16 protein-coding genes are annotated in these 19,719 nt (G+C 73.6%); 13 read left to right on the plus strand and 3 right to left on the minus strand.

Features of this window, described 5'->3' with window-relative positions:
* Positions 1 to 83: 83 nt before the first annotated feature.
* From metK to AB0B57_RS15255, 3 genes are all read left to right on the plus strand, one after another.
* A complete protein-coding gene (gene metK, locus AB0B57_RS15245) occupies positions 84 to 1,277 on the plus strand; it encodes a methionine adenosyltransferase (protein WP_357069348.1) in 1,194 nt (397 codons plus the stop codon).
* 59 nt (positions 1,278 to 1,336) lie between these two features.
* On the plus strand, positions 1,337 to 3,253 hold the full coding sequence (locus tag AB0B57_RS15250; protein WP_357069350.1) for a primosomal protein N': 1,917 nt from the start codon (positions 1,337 to 1,339) through the stop codon (positions 3,251 to 3,253).
* Between the two features lie 254 nt (positions 3,254 to 3,507).
* A complete protein-coding gene (locus AB0B57_RS15255; protein WP_357069352.1) occupies positions 3,508 to 4,491 on the plus strand; it encodes an AAA family ATPase in 984 nt (327 codons plus the stop codon).
* A gap of 102 nt (positions 4,492 to 4,593) precedes the next feature.
* Here AB0B57_RS15255 and AB0B57_RS15260 read toward each other — a convergent pair whose 3' ends face one another.
* Entirely contained in the window at positions 4,594 to 5,874 is a 1,281-nt protein-coding gene (locus AB0B57_RS15260) for a hypothetical protein (RefSeq protein ID WP_357069354.1), read from the minus strand.
* A gap of 253 nt (positions 5,875 to 6,127) precedes the next feature.
* Here AB0B57_RS15260 and AB0B57_RS15265 point away from each other — a divergent pair, with 253 nt between their 5' ends.
* The 4 genes from AB0B57_RS15265 to AB0B57_RS15280 all read left to right on the plus strand — a co-directional run bounded on the left by AB0B57_RS15265 (position 6,128) and on the right by AB0B57_RS15280 (position 11,721).
* The gene (locus AB0B57_RS15265; RefSeq protein WP_357069356.1) at positions 6,128 to 8,617 is read left to right on the plus strand and encodes a tetratricopeptide repeat protein; all 2,490 of its coding nucleotides are present in this window, start codon (positions 6,128 to 6,130) and stop codon (positions 8,615 to 8,617) included.
* 181 nt (positions 8,618 to 8,798) lie between these two features.
* Positions 8,799 to 9,356 (plus strand): peptide deformylase, encoded by a 558-nt coding sequence (gene def, locus AB0B57_RS15270; RefSeq protein WP_357069358.1) that lies wholly within the window; start codon positions 8,799 to 8,801, stop codon positions 9,354 to 9,356.
* Between the two features lie 5 nt (positions 9,357 to 9,361).
* Complete coding sequence (fmt, locus tag AB0B57_RS15275) at positions 9,362 to 10,288, plus strand: methionyl-tRNA formyltransferase (RefSeq protein WP_357069456.1); 927 nt, start codon at positions 9,362 to 9,364, stop codon at positions 10,286 to 10,288.
* Positions 10,243 to 11,721, plus strand: a complete 1,479-nt coding sequence (locus AB0B57_RS15280; RefSeq protein WP_357069458.1) for a transcription antitermination factor NusB — start codon at positions 10,243 to 10,245, stop codon at positions 11,719 to 11,721. The genes fmt and AB0B57_RS15280 overlap by 46 nt, the downstream gene beginning before the upstream one ends.
* Before the next feature lie 45 nt (positions 11,722 to 11,766).
* On the opposite strand, the gene AB0B57_RS15285 is transcribed toward AB0B57_RS15280, so the two are convergent.
* Together AB0B57_RS15285 and AB0B57_RS15290 are read right to left on the minus strand one after the other, a co-directional pair.
* Positions 11,767 to 12,657, minus strand: a complete 891-nt coding sequence (locus AB0B57_RS15285) for a septum formation family protein (protein WP_357069360.1) — start codon at positions 12,655 to 12,657, stop codon at positions 11,767 to 11,769.
* Positions 12,658 to 12,831: 174 nt separating this feature from the next.
* Entirely contained in the window at positions 12,832 to 13,722 is an 891-nt protein-coding gene (locus tag AB0B57_RS15290; protein ID WP_357069362.1) for a septum formation family protein, read from the minus strand.
* A gap of 254 nt (positions 13,723 to 13,976) precedes the next feature.
* On the opposite strand from AB0B57_RS15290, the gene rpe reads away from it, so the two are divergent.
* From rpe to AB0B57_RS15320, 6 genes are all read left to right on the plus strand, one after another.
* On the plus strand, positions 13,977 to 14,657 hold the full coding sequence (rpe, locus tag AB0B57_RS15295) for a ribulose-phosphate 3-epimerase (RefSeq protein ID WP_357069364.1): 681 nt from the start codon (positions 13,977 to 13,979) through the stop codon (positions 14,655 to 14,657).
* Position 14,658: 1 nt separating this feature from the next.
* Positions 14,659 to 15,615, plus strand: coding sequence for a response regulator (locus AB0B57_RS15300; protein WP_357069366.1), 957 nt, complete (start codon positions 14,659 to 14,661; stop codon positions 15,613 to 15,615).
* 444 nt (positions 15,616 to 16,059) lie between these two features.
* Positions 16,060 to 17,121, plus strand: a complete 1,062-nt coding sequence (gene ribD, locus AB0B57_RS15305; RefSeq protein WP_357069368.1) for a bifunctional diaminohydroxyphosphoribosylaminopyrimidine deaminase/5-amino-6-(5-phosphoribosylamino)uracil reductase RibD — start codon at positions 16,060 to 16,062, stop codon at positions 17,119 to 17,121.
* 1 nt (position 17,122) lies between these two features.
* Positions 17,123 to 17,767, plus strand: a complete 645-nt coding sequence (locus AB0B57_RS15310; RefSeq protein ID WP_357069370.1) for a riboflavin synthase — start codon at positions 17,123 to 17,125, stop codon at positions 17,765 to 17,767.
* Complete coding sequence (gene pnuC, locus AB0B57_RS15315; protein ID WP_357069372.1) at positions 17,767 to 18,456, plus strand: nicotinamide riboside transporter PnuC; 690 nt, start codon at positions 17,767 to 17,769, stop codon at positions 18,454 to 18,456. Before AB0B57_RS15310 ends, pnuC begins: the two co-directional genes overlap by 1 nt.
* The gene (locus AB0B57_RS15320; protein ID WP_357069374.1) at positions 18,453 to 19,718 is read left to right on the plus strand and encodes a bifunctional 3,4-dihydroxy-2-butanone-4-phosphate synthase/GTP cyclohydrolase II; all 1,266 of its coding nucleotides are present in this window, start codon (positions 18,453 to 18,455) and stop codon (positions 19,716 to 19,718) included. Before pnuC ends, AB0B57_RS15320 begins: the two co-directional genes overlap by 4 nt.
* The last annotated feature ends 1 nt before the right edge of the window (position 19,719 follow it).

Below are 19,719 nucleotides of genomic sequence, written 5' to 3' on the forward strand. Positions count from 1 at the left end.
TGGAACGGAGCGCGACCGGGCCATACACCGGCCGCAGTGGTGATTAGACTGCCGCGGAACGACCTCACACGCTTAGGAGTGCCGTGACACGCCGCCTCTTCACGTCCGAATCGGTCACGGAAGGCCACCCGGACAAGATCGCCGACCAGATCAGCGATGGCATCCTCGACGCGTTGCTGACCGAGGATCCGCACAGCCGGGTCGCGGTGGAAACCATGATCACCACCGGCCAGGTGCACATCGCCGGTGAGGTGACCACCAAGGCGTACGCCGACATCCCGACCATCGTCCGGCGGACCATCCTCGACATCGGCTACGACTCGTCGAAGAAGGGCTTCGACGGCGCGTCCTGCGGCGTCAGCGTCTCCATCGGCGCCCAGTCCGAGGACATCGCGCAGGGCGTGGACAACGCCTTCGAGCTGCGTACCGGGGCGTCGGAGAGCGCACTGGACGCACAGGGCGCCGGCGACCAGGGCATGATGTTCGGCTTCGCCTGCTCGGAGACGCCCGAGCTGATGCCGCTGCCGATCGCCCTCGCCCACCGGCTCGCGCGCCGCCTGGCCGCCGTCCGCAAGGACGGCACGATTCCCTACCTGCGGCCCGACGGCAAGACCCAGGTGACCATCGAGTACGAGGGGCTGCGCCCGGTCCGGCTGAACACCGTGGTCGTGTCCAGCCAGCACGCCGCGGACATCTCGCTGGACTCGCTGCTCACTCCCGACGTGCGCGATCACGTGATCGCGCCGGAGCTGGAGAGCCTGGGTCTGGACACCGAGGGCTACCGGCTGCTGGTCAACCCGACCGGCCGGTTCGAGATCGGTGGCCCGATGGGTGACGCCGGGCTGACCGGCCGCAAGATCATCGTCGACACGTACGGCGGGTACGCCCGCCACGGCGGCGGCGCGTTCTCCGGCAAGGATCCGTCCAAGGTGGACCGCTCGGCCGCGTACGCGATGCGCTGGGTCGCCAAGAACGTGGTCGCCGCCGGTCTGGCCGAGCGGTGCGAGGCGCAGGTCGCCTACGCCATCGGCAAGGCCCACCCGGTGAGCCTGTTCATCGAGACGTTCGGCACCGAGACCGTGCCGGTCTCCTCGATCGAGAAGGCCGTCACCGAGGTGTTCGACCTGCGTCCGGCCGCGATCATTCGGGACCTCAACCTGCTCCGCCCGATCTACCAGCAGACCGCCGCGTACGGCCACTTCGGCCGCGAGCTGCCGGACCTGTCCTGGGAGAGCACCGACCGGGCCGCCGACCTCAAGTCGGCCGCGGGAGCCTGACCGCCACCAGGCGTAGCGACCGGCGACCCGCGGATGGGTCGCCGGTCGCGCGCGTCTGCGTGGATGTGCCGCTGGCGCATCTGGACCGGCCGTTCGACTACCTGGTGCCCGCCGAGCTGGACGAGGCGGCGGTGCCCGGCACCCGGGTGAAGGTGCGCTTCGCGGGGCAGCTCGTCGACGGGTGGCTGCTGTCGCGCGCCGACGACTCCGGGCACACCGGCCGGCTCGCGTACCTGGAGAAGGTGGTCTCACCGGAGCCGGTGCTGGCGCCCGAGATCGCCCGGCTGGCCCGCGCGGTCGCCGACCGGTACGCGGGCAGCCTCGCCGACGTGCTCCGGCTCGCCGTTCCACCCCGGCACGCCCGGGTCGAGAAGGAGCCGCGCGGCGACCAGCCCACCCCGGCGGTCACGCCCGGGGCCGCAGCGGTCGACCCGCGTGGGTGGGGGGACTACCCGACGGGCCCGGCGCTGCTGCGGGCGCTCACCGACGGCCGGGCGCCCCGCGCGGTCTGGTCGGCGTTGCCCGGCGAGGACTGGGCGGCCCGCTACGCCGACGCGGTGGCCGCCACCGTCGCCGGTGGGCGCGGAGCGGTGGTCGTGGTGCCCGACGCCCGCGACCTGGACCGGCTGGACGCCGCGCTCACCGCCGTGCTCGGCCCGGGGCGGCACGTCACCCTCTCGGCCGCCCTCGGGCCGGCCCGGCGCTACCGGGCGTTCCTCGCCGCCCGCCGTGGGCAGGTGCCGGTGGTGATCGGCACCCGGGCGGCGATGTTCGCCCCGGTGGACCGGCTCGGCCTCGTCGCCATCTGGGACGACGGCGACGACCTGCACTCCGAGCCCCGGTCGCCGTACCCGCACGCCCGCGATGTGCTGCTCACCCGCGTCCAGTTGGCCGAGGCCGGTGCGTTGGTCGGCGGGTACGCCCGCACCGCCGAGGCGCAGCTGCTGCTGGAGACCGGCTGGGCTCGGGAGGTGGTCGCCGACCGGGCCACCGTGCGGGCCCGGATCCCGGCCATCGCGCCGACCGGCGACGACCCACAGCTGGCCCGTGACCCCGGGGCCGCCACCGCCCGGCTGCCCAGCCTGGCCTGGACGGCCGCCCGTGACGCCCTCCGGCAGGACCTGCCGGTGCTGGTGCAGGTGCCCCGACGCGGCTACCTGCCGTCGATCTCCTGCGCCGAGTGCCGCACCCCGGCCCGTTGCGCGCACTGCTCGGGGCCGCTCGCGCTGCCCTCGGCCGGTGGCATCCCGGCCTGTCGGTGGTGCGCCCGGGTGGCGGCCGCGTACGCCTGCCCGGAGTGCGGTGGGCGGCGGCTGCGGGCCGCGGTGACCGGTGCCCGGCGGACCGCCGAGGAGCTGGGTCGGGCGTTCCCCGGGGTGCCGGTACGCACCTCGGGGCGCGAGGAGGTGCTGACCGACGTACCCGGTGGGGCGGCCCTGGTGGTGACCACACCCGGCGCCGAGCCGGTCGCCGCGGGCGGTTACGGCGCGGTGCTGCTGCTCGACTCGTGGGCCCTGCTGACCCGGGCCGACCTGCGTGCCGGCGAGGAGGCGCTGCGGCGCTGGCTGGCGGCGGCGGCGCTGGCCCGTCCGGCACCGGCCGGCCGGGTGGTGGTGGTCGCCGACGGCGCGCTCGCCCCGGTGCAGGCGCTGCTGCGCTGGGACGCCGCCTGGTTCGCCGGCCGGGAGCTGGCCGAGCGTCGGGAGTTGGGTTTCCCACCGGCCGTCCGGATGGCGAGCGTCACCGGCCCGGCCGAGGCGGTGGCCGACCTGCTCGCCGCGGCCCGGCTGCCGACCGACGCCGAGGTGCTCGGGCCGGTGCCGGCCGAGGCGGGCCGGGAACGGATGCTGGTGCGGGTACCCCGGTCCCGAGCTGCCGCGCTCGCCGAGGCGCTGCACTCGGCCGCCGGTGCCCGCGCCGCCCGCAAGGCCGCCGACCCGGTTCGTCTCCAGGTCGATCCGCTGAGCCTGTTCTGAGGTGTTTCGGCCGGTGCCGACGTCGGCCGCCCCGGCCCGCGCGGGATGGCCCTCGCACACCGCGTCCGGCAAAGCGGTGGCGCTCAAGTGGTAGCATCGCCCGTCATGTCAGGCGTACGACGGCTCCGGGTCGCAACGGAGCGTCACAGCCGCCGAGCTGGGGCCGCGCGGGTTGGCGCGACGAGGGCGGGAACGCGTCGGTCGGACGCGATGTCGATGATGTCTTTGAGCCGGTGATCAGGGGTGGACCAGTCGTGACCGTTGGACAATCGATCGTCTTCAACGGCGACCTCGGCAGCGGCAAGAGCACCGTGTCGGTCGAGATCGCCAAGCGGCTCGGCATGCGGCGGGTCAGTGTGGGTGACCTCTATCGGGAGATGGCGCAGCAGCGGCAGATGACCGCTCTGCAGCTCAACCTGCACGCCGAGCTCGACCAGGCCGTCGACGGCTACGTCGACCAGCTCCAGCGGGACATCGCCGCCACCGGTGAGCCCCTCGTCATGGACTCCCGGCTGGCGTGGCACTTCTTCACCGACGCGCTCAAGGTTCACATGATCACCGAGCCGGGCGAGGCGGCCCGCCGGGTGCTCGCCCGCCCGTCCGGGCCGGCGGAGAGCTACGCCTCCCTGGAGGAGGCCAAGGCCAAGCTCCGGGAACGCAGCGCGAGCGAGCGCAGCAGGTTCATCGTCCGGTACGGGGTGGACAAGGCCCGCCTGCGCAACTACGACCTGATCTGTGACACCACCCGTGCCTCGGCGGCCGAGGTGATCGAGCACATCGTGGCCGCGTACGAGGGCACGCTCGGTGCCGAGGTGCTGCGCGACGGGCCGCCGCTGCTGCTGCTGGACCCGGCCCGCGTCTACCCGACCGAGGACATCGCCACCCTGCGGGGTCTGTGGGACACCGACTTCGTCGGCGACGTGGCCGAGGCCGGTGACGAGGCCCTCGAACCGCTGAAGATCGGGTTCACCGGCGAGTACTTCTTCGTCGTCGACGGTCACCGCCGGCTCAGCGCCGCCCTGCAGAACGGCTTCTCGCTGGTCCCCGCCCAACTGGTCGCCGAGGTCGACGAGCCGGTGGTGGGTGGCATGACGGCGATCGACTACTTCGCCGCCCAGGTCCGCCCCGGCCTGATCTACGACTGGGAGGCGGCCCACAAGATCCAGCTGCCGCTGCCCGAGCCCGCCCTGCTGCGCGGTGACGCGGTGCTCGCCGGGGACCCGGCCGCCAGCGCCTGAGCCCAGCGGTGGGCCGGGCCGGCACGCGGGATGCGCGCCGGCCCGGCCACCTGTTGCGTCGAGGCGACGCCTCAGCTTCGGTCGTTGCGTTCAGGCGATGCCTCAGCCGAGGACCACGCCGGAGGCGCCGACGCCGGCCATGCCGGAGAGGATGTCCTCGTAGTAGAACCGCCAGGCGCAGACCCGACCGGTGGGGACGTAGCCGGTGCAGGCCACCGAGGTGTTGGTGTCGTCGATGGCGGTGTTGGTTCCGGTCGCCCAGACCTGGAGGGTGTTCGCCGCGTTCACGATCTCCACCGGGCCGCCGCTGTCACCCTGACCGACGGCGTTGGTGTGGGTGGTGTTCTCGGCCTGCACCTGACCGCAGACCGTGCCGAAGTTGCGCACGTTGATGCACAGGTTGCGGGCCTTCACCTGGATCGAGCAGCGGGTCCCGGAGTACGCGCCGGAGGTGCAGACCCAGTTGCCGACCTGGCTGGCCGACGCGCCGATCACCTGGTTGTTGAACTCACTGACCACCGCGCCGGCCGCGTCGGTGCTGTTGTTGAAGACCCGGCCGCCCCCGCTGCCGTTGAGCAGCAGGGTGTCGGTGCTGACGTTGCGGGTGCCGACGGTGCCGATCGTCTGCCCGGTCGGGTCGGTCGCCAGGACGTTCAGGTTGGCGCAGTGCGCGGCGGAGAGCACCCGCGTCACCCCGCCCTGGTAGACACCGAAGCCGGTCGAGCAGCCACCGCCGGTGGCGGTGTTGCGCCACGCGGCGCCACCCCACCACGGCGGCGAGTCGTCCCATCGGGTGGCCGGCGCGGCGGCGACGCCGGTCTGCACGGTCACCGGGACACCGGCGAGTGCCGTCGCGCCGAGCAGACCGTCCTGGGTGCCGACGAGCAGGCCGGCGCCGTCGGCGCGCGGCCCGACCGTGGTGATCTGGTTGCCGACCTTGGCCAGCAGCCGGTCGGCCGCGGCGACGAGTTCCCGCTGTGAGTACGGGGCGGGCAGCACCTTCGTCGCGACGGTGGCCCGGGTGGTGGCCACCAGGTGGGCCGGCGGCTCGCCCTTCCAGTAGACCTGGAGCTGTCGTGTGGTGGGATCGGCGACGATTCCGGCGAAGCCGGAGTTCGCGCTGCGTTCGGCGACCTTCGTGATCCGCGCGGCGGCGGTGTTCATGCGCTCCTGCAGCCGGAGCAGCTCCGACCAGGAGGTGAAGCCGCCGGGCACCGGAGTGCTGTCGACGAACGAACCGGTGGTGGCGGCCTTGCCTCCGGGTGCGGCGGTGGCCGGTGCGGCGGTCACGCCCGCGACGAGCAGCGTGAGGCCGAACGCGGCGACGGCGGCGCGCCGCAACAGCGACGGGGACCGCCGGGCGGTCAGATGTGGACGGATCATCAGGTACCTCTTCCCCCAGGGGTGATGGAGCGGGTCGAACCCGCACCAGGACGGTGGCATGTGACGTCGGCGCCGCGAGCCGGATCCTGGACGGCACTGGACACCACCGGACACCACCGGACACCGCCGGACGGTCCACGCTCCACCGTGGAACTGTCAGACATCGGCGCTCGGCTATCGAACGGCGCGCGGGCGGAATTAGCCTGCCCCTGCGCATCCGGGGCGGCTGGGTGCACGGGGGGGTGGGAGCCGCATGTCCGACCAACGGGTACCTCCCGTTCGACAGGCGGCGCAGGAATCGCCCGGGGCGTTCGAGGTGGCTCGCGGCGGCGCCGAGGCGCAGACACTGCCGGAGCTGGCCGGGTTGCTGCGCCAGTTGCGCCGTCGGGAGGCCCGGCAGCAGGGCGAGACCCAGCTGACGTACCGGCAGTTGGCCGCGAAGACCGGCTGGTCGCGCGGGATCATCGGGGAGTATTTCGCCGGCAACATCCTGCCGCCGCCGGAGCGGTTCGACGCCCTCATCCGGCTGCTCGGGGCAACTCCCGCCGAGCAGGGAGTGCTGGCCACGGCACGGGACCGGATCGAGGAGCGCCGTCGGAGCCCGAACCGGGACCACGCCACCACCGGGCGGGCGAGCGCCGGGGCCGTCCGCGCCAGGGCCGGCGGCCCGCGCCCCGCCGCGGCGTCGGCCCGCTTCCCGGTGCCCCGGCAACTGCCCCCGGCGCTGCCGGGCTTCGTCGGCCGTGCCGCCCAGCTCGCCCAGCTCGATGCCGCCTGCGCCGACTCCGCCGGGTCCGGGGACGGCGACCTGGCGCCGGGCACCGTCCTGACGCTGTCCGGCACGGCCGGGGTCGGCAAGACGACACTGGCGGTGCACTGGGCGCACCGGGTCGCCGACCGTTTCCCGGACGGGCAGCTCTACGTCGACCTGCGCGGGTTCGACGCCTCCGGAGTGGTGGTGACGGCCGTCGAGGCGGTACGAGGCTTCCTGGAGGCCCTTGAGGTGCCGCCGGAACGGATCCCCACCCACCTGCCCGCGCAGGTGGGCCTCTATCGCAGCCTGCTCGCCGGCCGCCGGATGCTGGTGCTGCTCGACAACGCCCGCGACATCGACCAGGTCCGCCCCCTGCTGGTCGGCAGCCCGAGCTGCCTGGTCCTGGTCACCAGCCGCAACCGGCTCGCCGGCCTGATCGCCGCCGACGGCGCCCGGCCGATCAACGTCGGCCTGCTCAGCACCGACGAGGCCTGGCAACTGCTGGCCCGGCGACTCGGCGGGGACCGGTTGGCGGCCGAACCGCGGGCGGTGGACGAGATGATCGAGCGGTGTGCGCGGCTGCCGCTGGCGCTGGCCGTGCTCGCCGCCCGGGGTGCGGGCGATCCCACCTTCCCCCTGGCCACCCTCGCCGACGAGCTGCGCGAGGCGCCCCACCCGCTGGACTCGTTCGACTGCGGTGACACCGGCACCGACGTGCAGGCGGTCTTCTCCTGGTCGTACCGGAGCCTGACGCCCGCGGCGGCACGCCTGTTCCGGCTGTTCGGCTGCCATCCGGGGCCGGAGATCGGGGTGGCGGCGGCGGCCAGCCTCGCCGGGCTGCCCCGGGGGCAGCTGCCTCGTCTGCTGGCGGAGCTGGCCCACGCCCACCTGGTCACCGAGCATGCCCCCGGCCGGTTCGGCGCGCACGACCTGCTCCGGGCGTACGCGGCGGAGCAGGCGGAACGTCTGGAGCCGCCGGAGGCCCGGCGGGCCGCGATTCGGCGTGGGCTGGATCACTACCTGCACACCGCGCACGCGGCGGCGCTGCTGCTGCAGCCGGGTCGCGACCCGGTCACCCTGGCCGCCGCTCCGCCGGGTGTGCTGCCCGAGGAGATCACCAACCACGGTCAGGCACTCACCTGGTTCACCGTCGAGTACCCGGTGCTGCTGGCGGCGGTCACCCACGCCAGACGTGCCGGGTTCGACGGCCATGCCTGGCAGTTGGCCTGGACACTCGTGGACTTCCTGCAACGCCGGGGGCGGTGGACGGATCTGGCCGTCGCCCAGCGGGCCGCCCTGGCCGGGGCGCGGCGGGCGGGCGACCGACTCGGGCAGGCGAACGCCCACCGCGACCTGGCCCGGGTGCTCTCCCGGCTGGGCCGGGTGGACGAGGCGGCGAAGAACTACCGCCAGTCCCTGCTGATCTTCGAGGCGTTGGGTGACCACACCGGGCAGGCGCGGACCCACCGGGCGTTCGGTGCGATGTTCGACGGGCTCGGCCGGTACGCCGAGGCGCTGGAGCACGGTCAGCGGGCTCTCGCGCTGTACCGGGCCGCCGGCCACGCGGCCGGGGAGGCCAGCGCCCGCAACGCGGTGGGCTGGGCGCACGCCCAGCTCGGCCAGTACGGGCCCGCGCTGGTGCACTGCCGGCAGGCGTTGGCGCTGCTGCGCCCGACCGGGGACCGGCACGGTGAGGCGAACACCTGGGACAGCCTCGGCTTCATCCACGCCCAGCTCGGTAACCACCGCCAGGCGATTCGCTGCTACCAGCGGGCACTGGGGTTGTACCGGCGGATCAGCGACCGCTACGACGAGGCGGACACCCTGTCCCGGCTCGGCGAGAGCCGGCAGGCGGCGGGGGACACGGCCGGCGCCGTACGGACCTGGCGGCGGGCCCTGGGCATCCTCGACGACCTCGGCCACCCCGATGTCGAGCGGGTCCGTCACCTGCTGGGCCGGGCGGCAGACGGGTGCTCGGCGCGGGGCTGACGGTCGCCCGCGAGCTGCTCGGACGGCGGCGAGGCGCCGCCGCCGGGCGCGCTCGGCGGCCGGTCGGTGACGCTTGGCACACCGGCGGTGGCCGATCGAGGTACGCCGGCCAGCGCGCGGCCGGGCACTCCGTAGACTGGTACGGCACGGCCCGTCCCACCTGTCGAAGGAGCCTTCCCGCGTGACCGTCCAGCCCATCCGTCTTTTTGGGGATCCGGTGCTGCGCACGCCGGCCGATCCGGTGGTCGACTTCGACGCCGAGCTGCGTCGGCTCGTCGCCGACCTCACCGACACGATGCGTGAGCAGAACGGCGCCGGCCTGGCCGCGCCGCAGCTCGGCGTGAGTCTGCGGGTGTTCACCTTCGACGTCGACGACGTGCTCGGGCACCTGGTCAACCCCGTGCTCGAGTTTCCCGACGAGGAGGAGCAGGAGGGCCCGGAGGGCTGCCTGTCGATCCCCGGGCTCTACTTCGACACCAAGCGTCGGCAGAACGTCATCGCCAAGGGCTTCAGCTCGTTCGGCGACCCGATGCAGATCGTCGGCACCGGCCTGATGGCGCGGTGCGTCCAGCACGAGACCGACCACCTCGACGGGGTGCTCTTCCTCGACCGGCTCGACGCCCAGGGGCGCAAGGACGCCATGAAGGCGATCCGCCAGGCCGACTGGTACGACGCGGCGGCCCCACCGACGGTCAAGCTGAGCCCGCACATCAGCGACCCCTTCGGGCTGGGTCGGTGACCCCGATGCGAGTGGTCTTCGCCGGTACGCCGGCCGTCGCCGTTCCCGCCCTGGCCGCCGTCGCCGCCTCCGGGCACGACCTGCTCGCCGTGGTCACCCGGCCCGACGCGCCCGCCGGGCGAGGGCGTGGCCTGTCCCGTTCCCCGGTCGGCGAGTGGGCCGACGCGCAGGGCGTCGAGGTGCTCACGCCGGCCCGCCCCCGCGACCCCGAGTTCCTCGACCGGCTGCGGGCGCTCGCACCGGACTGCGTGCCGGTGGTCGCCTACGGCGCGCTGGTGCCACCGGCGGCCCTGGAGATCCCCCGGCACGGCTGGATCAACCTGCACTTCTCGCTGCTGCCCGCGTGGCGCGGCGCCGCGCCCGTGCAGCATGCCGTGCTGCACGGTGACGAGTTGACCGGAGCCAGCGTCTTCCAGTTGGAGGAGGGCCTGGACACCGGCCCGGTCTTCGGCACCCTCACCGACGAGATCCGGGCCGGCGACACCTCCGGTGACCTGCTGGAACGGCTCGCCGACTCCGGTGCCGGGCTGCTGGTGGCGGTGCTCGACGCGATCGCCGACGGCACCGCCCGGGCCGAGCCGCAGCCCGCCGACGGGGTGTCGCTGGCGCCGAAGTTGACCGTGGACGACGCCCGGGTGCGCTGGGGTGACCCGGCCTTCGCCGTCGACCGGCGGATCCGGGCCTGCACGCCCGCGCCGGGTGCGTGGACCACGTTGCGGGGCGAGCGGGTGAAGCTCGGCCCGGTGGTGCCGGTGCCCGACGGCCCCGAGTTGAAGCCGGGGGAGTTGCTTGTGGAGAAGTCGCGGGTGTTGGCCGGCACGGCGACCGTGCCGGTGCGCCTCGGTGAGGTGCGTGCCGCCGGCAAACGGGCCATGGGCGCGACCGACTGGGCGCGCGGCGTCCGGGTCGGCACCGGCGAGGACTTCGCGTGACGGCCCCGGAGGGCACGCGCCCGACACGCTCCGGCCCGCCGACCGGTCGTGGCGGAGACCGCCGTCCGGTCCGGCCACCACTGGATCGACCGCGCCGCGCGGCGTACGAGGCGGTCGCCGCCGTGCACCGCGACGACGCGTTCGCCAACCTGGTGCTGCCCACCATCCTGCGCGACGAGGGGCTGTTCGGCCGGGACGCGGCCTTCGCCACCGAGCTGACCTACGGCACCCTGCGCAACCTGGGCACGTTGGACGCGATCCTGACCGACGCCGCCGGCCGGGACGTGGCCCGGATCGACCCACCGGTCCGCGACGCGCTGCGCCTCGGGGCGTACCAGCTGTTGCACACCCGGGTGCCGGCGCACGCCGCGGTGTCGTCGACCGTCGACCTGGTCCGTTCGGTCGCGCCCGGCGCCACCGGCTTCGCCAACGCGGTGCTGCGCGAGGTGTCGACCCGGGACGCGGACGCCTGGGTGGCGAAGCTCGCCCCACCGATGGAGACCGACCCCGTCGGGCACCTGGCACTGGCGTACAGCCACCCGCAGTGGATCGTGCGGGCCTTCTCCGAGGCCCTCGGTGGCGACCTGGGTGAGACCGCCCGCCTGCTGATCGAGGACAACGAGCGCCCGCCGGTGCACCTGTGCGCGCGGCCGGGGCTGATCGACCCGATCGAGCTGGCCGACCAGGTCGGCGGGGCGCCCGGCGCCTTCTCGCCGTACGCCGTCTATCTGCCCGGCGGCGCGCCGGGCGACATCCCGGCGGTGGTCGACGGCCGTGCCCACGTCCAGGACGAGGGCTCCCAGCTGGTCGCCGCGGCACTCACCAACGCGCCACTGGACGGCCCGGACGGGCGTTGGCTGGACCTGTGCGCCGGCCCCGGCGGCAAGGCCGGCCTGCTCGGCGCGCTGGCCGCGCAGCGTGGTGCGCGGGTGACCGCGGTGGAGGTGGCCGAACACCGCGCCCGGCTGGTGTCCCTGGCGACCCGTGACCTGCCGGTGGCCGTGCTGGCGATGGACGGCCGCGACGTGGGCGCCGACCCGAAGCTGCCGGAGCAGCACTTCGACCGGGTGCTGGTGGACGCCCCGTGCACCGGGCTGGGCTCGTTGCGGCGCCGACCGGAGTCGCGGTGGCGCCGCCAACCGTCCGACCTGCCGCCGCTGACCCGGCTGCAACGGGAGTTGCTGGGTGCGGCGTTGCGGGCGGTCCGCCCGGGTGGTCTGGTCGCCTACGTCACCTGCTCGCCGCACACCGTCGAGACGCACGTGACGGTGACCGAGGCGGCCCGCCGCAGTGGTGTCGCGGTGGACTTCGTGGACGCCCGGCCGCTGCTGCCGGCCGGCATGCCCGGTCTGGGCGACGGGCCGACGGTGCAGCTCTGGCCGCACCGCCACGGCACCGACGCGATGTTCCTCGCCGTCCTGCGCCGAGGCTGACGAACCGCTCCGGCCGGTCACCCGACCGGCCGGACGCGGGAGCGCTCAGGTGACCGGGAGCCCCTTGGTGCCGGCGTTGCGCATCGAGCGGGTCAGGTTCCGGTCGGAGATCCAGAGGAAGCACTGCACGCCGCGGTTGCCGTTGCGCCACTCCTCCTCGTACGGCTGGTAGAAGATCGTGCCGGCGCGGAACTCGAGCTGGGAGTTGTCCGGCACCTTGGCGTACTTGGCGATCATCGTCTGGCAGGCCCGGTGGGCCTTCGGCACACTGCGGGCAAACGCGCTGTAGCTGATCTCCGGGGCCTGCCAGACCCCGACGAACTCGGCGTGGTGCTTGGCCGTGCAGGAGACCGGCAGCATCTCGTCGATGTCGTCCTTGACCAGCTTGGGGTTGAAGCAGCGGTACGCCAGCGGCGCTGCGCCCGACAGCGCACCCTTCAGGCTGCCGGTGCGCAGGCCGACAGTGGTGTCGTCGATGCTGGCGATCTCGCTGACGTCGCAGCGGTACCACCGGGCCCCGCCCGCCCAGGCCTGCGGTGACGGCAGCACGACGCTCAGGCCGAGCCGCCCGGAACGCCAGTCGGCGCCCACCGCCTTGTTGACCACCGTGCCGCACGCGGCGTGCGCGGCCCGCATGCCGGCCGAGCCGGGCTGCGGGGGAGTGCCCGGCTCGGCGTTCGCTCCGGTGAGCGTGCCGACATGCATCGTCTCCACCAGGTGCGACTCGGTGCACGCCGTCGGGTTGTAGCCGGTCAGGAAGCCGACCTGCTGAGCGGTCAGGTGGCAGACGTCGGCGGCGGGCACGAACTGCTGCGCGGCGACCGGCGCCGGCCAGTCGTCGACGAGGTCCCTGTCGATTCCGGCGGGTGCGCTACACCCGGCCAGCACCAGGGCCAGGGCCGCACCCCCGGCGTACGCCGCCAACCACCGTCGCATCCCTGACCTCCCGCCACTGTGGCCTCCGGCCGGACCCAGCCGGTCGGTAGCGCCACGGCGCAGCAGCATACGGCACAGGCCCTAAGGCCTGTTTCATAAGAACTGGCCGGCCTGCGGCGGGCCGGGTCGCCGCCCGGACTCCGCCTCGGCACGACCGCCCTTGTGAAACCGGCCTTAGGCGGCGGGCAGTCCCGCGGGGCCGGCGCCGCGCATCGAGCGGGTGAGTTTGCGGTCGTCGCTCCACAGGAAGCAGCGCACCCCACGGTCACCCTCCTCCCACTCCCGTTGCGACGGCGGGTAGTAGATGGAACCGGCCCGGTACGGCAGGTCCTTGTCGTTCGGCACGGCGGCGTACTCGGCGATCAACTCCATGCAGCGTTGGTGCGACCGCGCGGCGGAGCGGGCGAACGTCGCCCAGTCGGCGTCCTGTTCCTGGTAGACGCCCACGAACTCGGCGCGGTGTGGCTCGGTGCAGAGCACCGGCGCCATGTAGTTGAGGTTGTCGCCGATCAGCTTGGGGTCGAAGCACCCGTGGGTCAGCGGGTTGTCGCCGATCAACGCCCCGCGCAGGCTGCCGGTGCGGTTCACCGGGCGGGTGTTGTCGATGCTGCCGGTCTCGCTGAGGTCGCAGCGGAACCACCGCGCACCGCCGGCCCAGGCCGGTGCCGACGGCAGCGCGAGGGACAGCGTGAGCCGGGCCGTGTGCCAGTCGCCGCCGAGCACCTCCCGGGCCCGTTGGTCGCACTCGGCGCGGGCCGTGCGCAGCGCCGACGACCCCGGTTCGGGTCGGGTCTCGGTCAGCGCGTCGGGCCCGACGAAGGCGCCGACGTGGATGGCCTCGGCCAGGTGGTTGCGCGCGCAGTCCACTGTCTCGTAGGTGCTGGCCTGCACGACCGCGGTGATCCGGGGCAGGCAGGTGTCGGTGGCGGGGGTGAACGGCGTCGGGTCCCGCAGTGCCGGCCAGTCGTCGGTGAGATCACCGTCCGCGCCCCGGGCCGGCGCGCAGCCCGCCAGCAGCATCATCGTGACGCCGGCCAGCACCAGCGCTGGGAGCCACCGTCGCATCGTCCGCCCTTCCGGGAGCTGACGGCCGGTCACCGCGTCCCGCGGCGAGACCCCGCCGGGCGTGCCCCGTTCGGCACCGTCCCGCTTGGAGTGTCGTCGCGTTTCCGTCGATCGGCCAGCCACTCATGTCTGTTCGTCCGGATTCGGCAGTCCGGAGCGACCAATTCTGCACCACCGGTCACTGTCGCATCACAACGCGTCGGAGTTGGTGCCGCGATGCGGATGATGGGTGGCCACATTCGTACACTGGCCCCGTGACCGTACCGCCGCCGATCGTCGCGCCGAGCATCCTGGCCGCCGATTTCGCCCACCTCGCCGAAGAGGTCCGTGCCGTCGAGGACGCCGCGGACTGGTTGCACGTCGACGTGATGGACAACCATTTCGTGCCGAACCTGACCATCGGTCTGCCGGTGGTGCAGAGCCTGCGTGCGGTCACCGCGATGCCGTTCGACGTGCACCTGATGATCGAGGATCCGCGCCGGTGGGCTCCCGGCTACGCCGACGCCGGGGCGTACAACGTCACCTTCCACGCGGAGGCGTCCGACGACCCGGTGGCGCTGGCCAAGGACCTGCGCTCGGCCGGCGCGAAGGCTGGCCTGGCCATCGACCGGGACACCCCGATCGAGCCGTACCTGGACCTGCTGCCCAGCTTCGACACCCTGCTGATCATGACGATCAAGGCCGGTTTCGGCGGGCAGCGGTTCATTCCCCAACTGCTGGACAAGGTGCGTGCCGCCCGCCGGCACGTCTCGGCCGGGCACCTGGAGCTGCGCATCGAGGTGGACGGCGGGATCGCCGCGGACACCATCGAGCAGGCGGCCGCCGCCGGCGCCGACGCGTTCGTGGCCGGCACCGCCGTGTACGGCGCGGCCGACCCGGCGGAGGCGGTACGGCACCTGCGGGCACTGGCGGAACGCGCGGCTCGCGAGGTCTGAGGTGGATCCCGAGGGCGACCACAAGGACGTCATCCTCGTCGTCGACGACGACGAGGACATCGCTCGTTTCGTCGAGTTCAACCTGCGGCTGCACGGCTTCGAGGTGATCCACGCCAGCGACGGGCAGGAGGCCCTTGAGGTCATCGAGCGGCAGCGACCGGACCTGGCGGTGGTCGATCTCATGATGCCCCGCATCGACGGGCTGGAGCTGACCCGGCGGCTGCGCGCGGACCCGATGACCTCCGCCCTGCCGGTGATCATGCTGACAGCCAAGGGGATGACCGTCGACAAGGTGCACGGGCTCAGCGCCGGCGCGGACGACTACCTGGTCAAGCCGTTCGACACCGCCGAGCTGGTGGCCCGGGTCTCGTCGACGCTGCGCCGCAACAAGGAGTTCCGGGAGGTCTCCCCGCTGACCGGGCTGCCCGGCAACAGCCGGATCCGGCGGGAGATCAGCGACCGGGTCCGCCACGGTGTGGACTACGCGGTCGGCTACATCGACATCGACCGGTTCAAGAGCGTCAACGACCGCTACGGTTTCGTCCGCGGTGACGACTTCATCTCCGCGCTGGCCCGCAGCCTGCACCGGGCGGTGGTGGCGGTGGGGCTGCCGCCGGCCTTCCTCGGCCACGTCGGCGGCGACGACTTCGTCATCGTCTGCGCCCCGGACCAGGTCCGCCCCCTGACGTCCCGTGCGGTCGTCGACTTCGAGAAGTCCGCCGACACGCTCTACGACGCGACCGACCGTGAGCGCGGCTTCGTCGAGCTGAAGGACCGGCGCGGCACCATCCGGCGCGCCGCCCTGGTCACGCTCTCCATCGGGGTGTCCCTCTCCGACGACGGCAAGCGGTTCACCGACCCCCTGGAGGCGATCGCGGTGGCCTCGGAGATGAAGACGGTGGCCAAGAGCCAACCGGGGTCGTACGTCGCCGTGGACCGGCGCCGTGGTGTCACGTGAGCATGACGACGCTGTGAAGTAGCTCGCCGGGGTGGCGACGCACCCCCGTCGGCGTGTAAGACTGCCCTGTACCCACCACGCGCTGGCGGGACTCGGTGAAATTCCGAACCGGCGGTGATCCACGGTCCAACCGTGGTCAGCCCGCGACCCGGACGGCTCACGCCGCCCGGTGGACCTGGTGAAAATCCGGGGCCGACGGTTGGGAGCGGTTCGTCCGCCCCCAGACAGTCCGGATGGGAGACAGCGCGCGGGACGGACGGGTTCGAGCCGGCCGCTGGCTTCAGCGTGCCGTGCCGACCCTCCGGGGGCGGCTGTGCCGTTCCCGGAATCCGCGGGCGGCTCGCGCCGTTCCCGGGATCCGCCGCCGCCTGCCCGTGGCCCCATGGCCACCGCCTCCCTGACCGCCCGCGCGCGGACCGGCGAGTGAGAGGGCAGGGCAGGGCGATGGCCAGCGTCTCCGTCGACGAGGCGATGCGGCGTGCGATCGAATTGGCGGCACGCGGGCTCGGCACCACCAGTCCCAACCCGGTGGTCGGCTGCGTGCTGCTCGACGAGGACGGCCAGGTCGTGGGCGAGGGCTTCCACGCGTACACCGGCGGGCCGCACGCCGAGATCGTCGCCCTGGCGCAGGCCGGGCAGCGGGCCAAGGGCGGCACCGCGGTCGTCACTCTGGAACCGTGCGACCACACCGGCCGCACCGGCCCCTGCAGTTCCGCGCTCGTCCAGGCCGGGGTCGCCCGGGTGGTCATCGCCGTGCCCGACCCCAACCCGGTCGCGTCCGGCGGCGCCGCCACGCTGCGCGCCGCCGGGGTCCGGGTCGACCTGGGGGTACGCGGCGAGGAGGCCGAGGCCGGCAACGTCGCCTGGCTGACCTCGATGCGCCGCGGCCGGCCGTACGTGATCTGGAAGTACGCCGCCACGCTCGACGGGCGCTCCGCCGCGGCGGACGGCACCAGCATGTGGATCACCTCGGAGGCGGCCCGGATCGACGTGCACGCCCTGCGCGGCACCGTCGACGCGGTGCTCGCCGGGGTGGGTACCGTGCTCGCCGACGACCCCCGGCTGACCGCCCGCAACCTGCGCGACGGCAGCCTGGCCATCCGGCAGCCGCTGCGGGTGGTCGTGGACAGCTCGGGGCGTACCCCGGCTGACGCCCGGGTCCGCGACGGCGCCGCGCGGACGTGGATCGCGACGGCCGACGAGGTCGGCGCCGACCCGGACGGCCGGGTCGACCTGTCGGCGCTGCTCGCGGCGCTGCACCAGCGCGGGGTCCGCGCGGTGCTGCTGGAGGGCGGCCCCCGGCTGGCCGGTGCGTTCCTGAAGGCCGGCCTGGTCGACAAGATCGTCTCCTACGTCGCGCCCCGGTTGCTCGGCGCCGGCCCGACCGCCCTGGTCGACGCGGGAGTGACCACCATCGCCGAGGCCATCGATCTGGAGTTCGTCGACGTTACGCAGATCGGTCCGGATCTCCGGATCACCGCTTTGCCCCGCAAAAGGGAGGGCTGACATGTTCACCGGCATTATCGAGGAGTTGGGCGAGATCGTCCGGGTGACGGCGACCGCGGGCGATTCCGCACTTGTCGCCGTACGCGGTCCGCTCGTCACGTCCGACGCCCGGCACGGCGACTCCATCGCGGTCAACGGCGTCTGCCTGACCGTCGTGGAGGCCACCGACGGTGTCTTCACCGCCGACGTGATGGGGGAGACGCTGCGCCGTTCCGCGCTGGGCGCGCTGCGCCCCGGCGACCCGGTCAACCTGGAGCGGGCCGCCGCCCTCGGCAGCCGGCTCGGCGGGCACCTGGTGCAGGGCCACGTCGACGGTGTCGGCGAGCTGCTCTCCCGGGAGCCGGCCGAGCAGTGGGAGACCGTCCGGTTCCGGCTGCCCGCCGCGCTGTCCCGGTACGTGGTGGAGAAGGGCTCGATCACCATCGACGGGGTCTCGCTGACCGTGGCCGAGGTGGGTGCGGACGAGTTCGCCGTCGGGTTGATCCCGACCACGCTCAAGCTGACCACGCTCGGCGCCAAGGGCGTCGGCGACCCGGTCAACCTGGAGGTCGACGTGGTGGCCAAGTACGTCGAGCGGTTGCTCGGCGACCGGCTCACCGGCACCGACGGCACCGGGGTGGCCTCGAGCACGGGCGGGGTGGCCTGATGGGCCCGCTCGGTTGGCTGCTGGACGCCCAGGTGCAGGTGGCCGGCTCGCCGGTGCTGGCCCGGGAGATCGTCGGCAACGCGTTCGGGTTGTTCTCCGCGCTGCTCGGGCTGCGCCGGCTGGTCTGGGCGTGGCCGGTCGGGATGGTCGGCAACGCGCTGCTGTTCACCGTGTTCCTCGGCGGGGTGTTCGCCACCCCGCAGGAGCACGACCTGTACGGGCAGGCCGGCCGGCAGGTGTTCTTCTTCGCGGTCAGCGTCTACGGCTGGTGGCGGTGGCGGCGCAACCGTCGCGCCGACGCCGGTCAGGCGGCGGTCGTTCCGCGCTGGGCCACCGGGCGGGAGCGGCTGGTCATGCTGCTGGCCGCCGCGGTCGGCACCGCCGCCGCGTACCCGGTGCTCAAGGCCCTGGGCTCGTGGGGCCCGCTGCCCGATGCCTGGATCCTCACCGGCAGCCTGCTGGCCACGTACGGCATGGCCCGCGGCTGGGTGGAGTTCTGGCTGCTCTGGATCGCGGTGGACGCGGTCGGCGTGCCGCTGTTGCTGCGCGGCGGCTTCTATCCGTCGGCGGCCATGTACCTGGTCTACGGCGCCATCTGCGTCTGGGGCTTCGCCGCCTGGTGGCGCACCTCGCGCGCCACCCGACCGGCCCCCGCCCGTACGCCCATCTACACGGAGGCTGTGGCGTGACCAGTTTTGGAGATATTGAGCAGGCTATCGCGGAGATCGCGGCCGGGCGGCCGGTCGTCGTGGTCGACGACGCGGACCGGGAGAACGAGGGCGACCTGATCTTCGCGGCCGAGTTGGCCACGCCGGAGCTGATGGCGTTCATGGTGCGCTACACCTCCGGGTACGTCTGCGTGGCGGTGACCGAGAGCGAGGCCGACCGGCTCGACCTGCCGCCGATGCACCACACCAACCAGGACCGGCGCGGCACCGCGTACACGGTGACCGTGGACGCCCGGGAGGGGATCGGCACCGGCATCTCGGCGGCCGACCGGGCACACACCAGCCGGCTGCTCGCCGGCGCGGCGACCGACTCGACCGACCTGGCCCGGCCCGGGCACGTGGTGCCGTTGCGCGCCCGCGAGGGCGGGGTGCTGCGGCGCCCCGGGCACACCGAGGCGGGGATCGACCTGACCCGGCTGGCCGGGCTGCGCCCGGCGGGTGTGCTCTGCGAGCTGGTCAACGACGACGGCACCATGATGCGGCTGCCGGACCTGGAGAAGTTCTCCGCCGAGCACGGCCTCACGCTGATCACCATCGCCGACCTGATCGCCTACCGGCGGCGTACCGAGAAGCAGGTCGAACTGGTCGCGGAAGCCCGGATGCCCACCCGGCACGGGGTGTTCCGGGCGCTCGGCTACCGCGCGGCGCACGACCCGGCCGAACACGTCGCCATGGTGCTGGGTGACCTCGGCGACGGCCAGGACGTGCTGGTGCGGGTGCACTCGGAGTGCCTGACCGGGGACGTGTTCGGCTCGCTGCGCTGCGACTGCGGCCCGCAGTTGGACGCCGCGCTGGCCCGGGTCGCCCGCGAGGGCCGGGGCGTGGTCCTCTACGTTCGTGGCCACGAGGGGCGCGGCATCGGGCTGCTGCACAAGTTGCAGGCGTACCAGTTGCAGGACTCCGGCCGCGACACCGTCGACGCCAACCTGGACCTGGGCCTGCCGGCCGACGCCCGCGACTACGGCACCGGCGCCCAGATCCTCTACGACCTGGGCGTGCGCTCGATGCGACTGTTGACCAACAACCCGGCCAAGCGCGCCGGGCTGGAGGGGTACGGGTTGACCATCACCGGCCGGGAGGGTCTGCCGGTCGGCGCGCACCCGGAGAACCTGCGCTACCTGCGCACCAAGCGGGACCGGATGGGTCACCTGCTGGGCGAGTTGGACGAGGTGTCCGAGGCGCCGTTGGGGCGCCTGGTCGCCAACGACGAGATCGGAGCATGAC

Source organism: Micromonospora sp. NPDC049101, assembly GCF_040648675.1.
Classification (GTDB): Bacteria; Actinomycetota; Actinomycetes; order Mycobacteriales; family Micromonosporaceae; genus Micromonospora.

What these genes read in the sequence shown, in the direction of transcription:
- AB0B57_RS15260 (WP_357069354.1), bottom strand. Translation starts at nt 5,874, where the DNA reads ATGATCCGTCCACATCTGACCGCCCGGCGGTCCCCGTCGCTGTTGCGG.
- ribD (WP_357069368.1), top strand. Translation starts at nt 16,060, where the DNA reads ATGGCCAGCGTCTCCGTCGACGAGGCGATGCGGCGTGCGATCGAATTG.
- AB0B57_RS15265 (WP_357069356.1), top strand. Translation starts at nt 6,128, where the DNA reads ATGTCCGACCAACGGGTACCTCCCGTTCGACAGGCGGCGCAGGAATCG.
- pnuC (WP_357069372.1), top strand. Translation starts at nt 17,767, where the DNA reads ATGGGCCCGCTCGGTTGGCTGCTGGACGCCCAGGTGCAGGTGGCCGGC.
- AB0B57_RS15285 (WP_357069360.1), bottom strand. Translation starts at nt 12,657, where the DNA reads ATGCGACGGTGGTTGGCGGCGTACGCCGGGGGTGCGGCCCTGGCCCTG.
- AB0B57_RS15290 (WP_357069362.1), bottom strand. Translation starts at nt 13,722, where the DNA reads ATGCGACGGTGGCTCCCAGCGCTGGTGCTGGCCGGCGTCACGATGATG.
- fmt (WP_357069456.1), top strand. Translation starts at nt 9,362, where the DNA reads ATGCGAGTGGTCTTCGCCGGTACGCCGGCCGTCGCCGTTCCCGCCCTG.
- AB0B57_RS15310 (WP_357069370.1), top strand. Translation starts at nt 17,123, where the DNA reads ATGTTCACCGGCATTATCGAGGAGTTGGGCGAGATCGTCCGGGTGACG.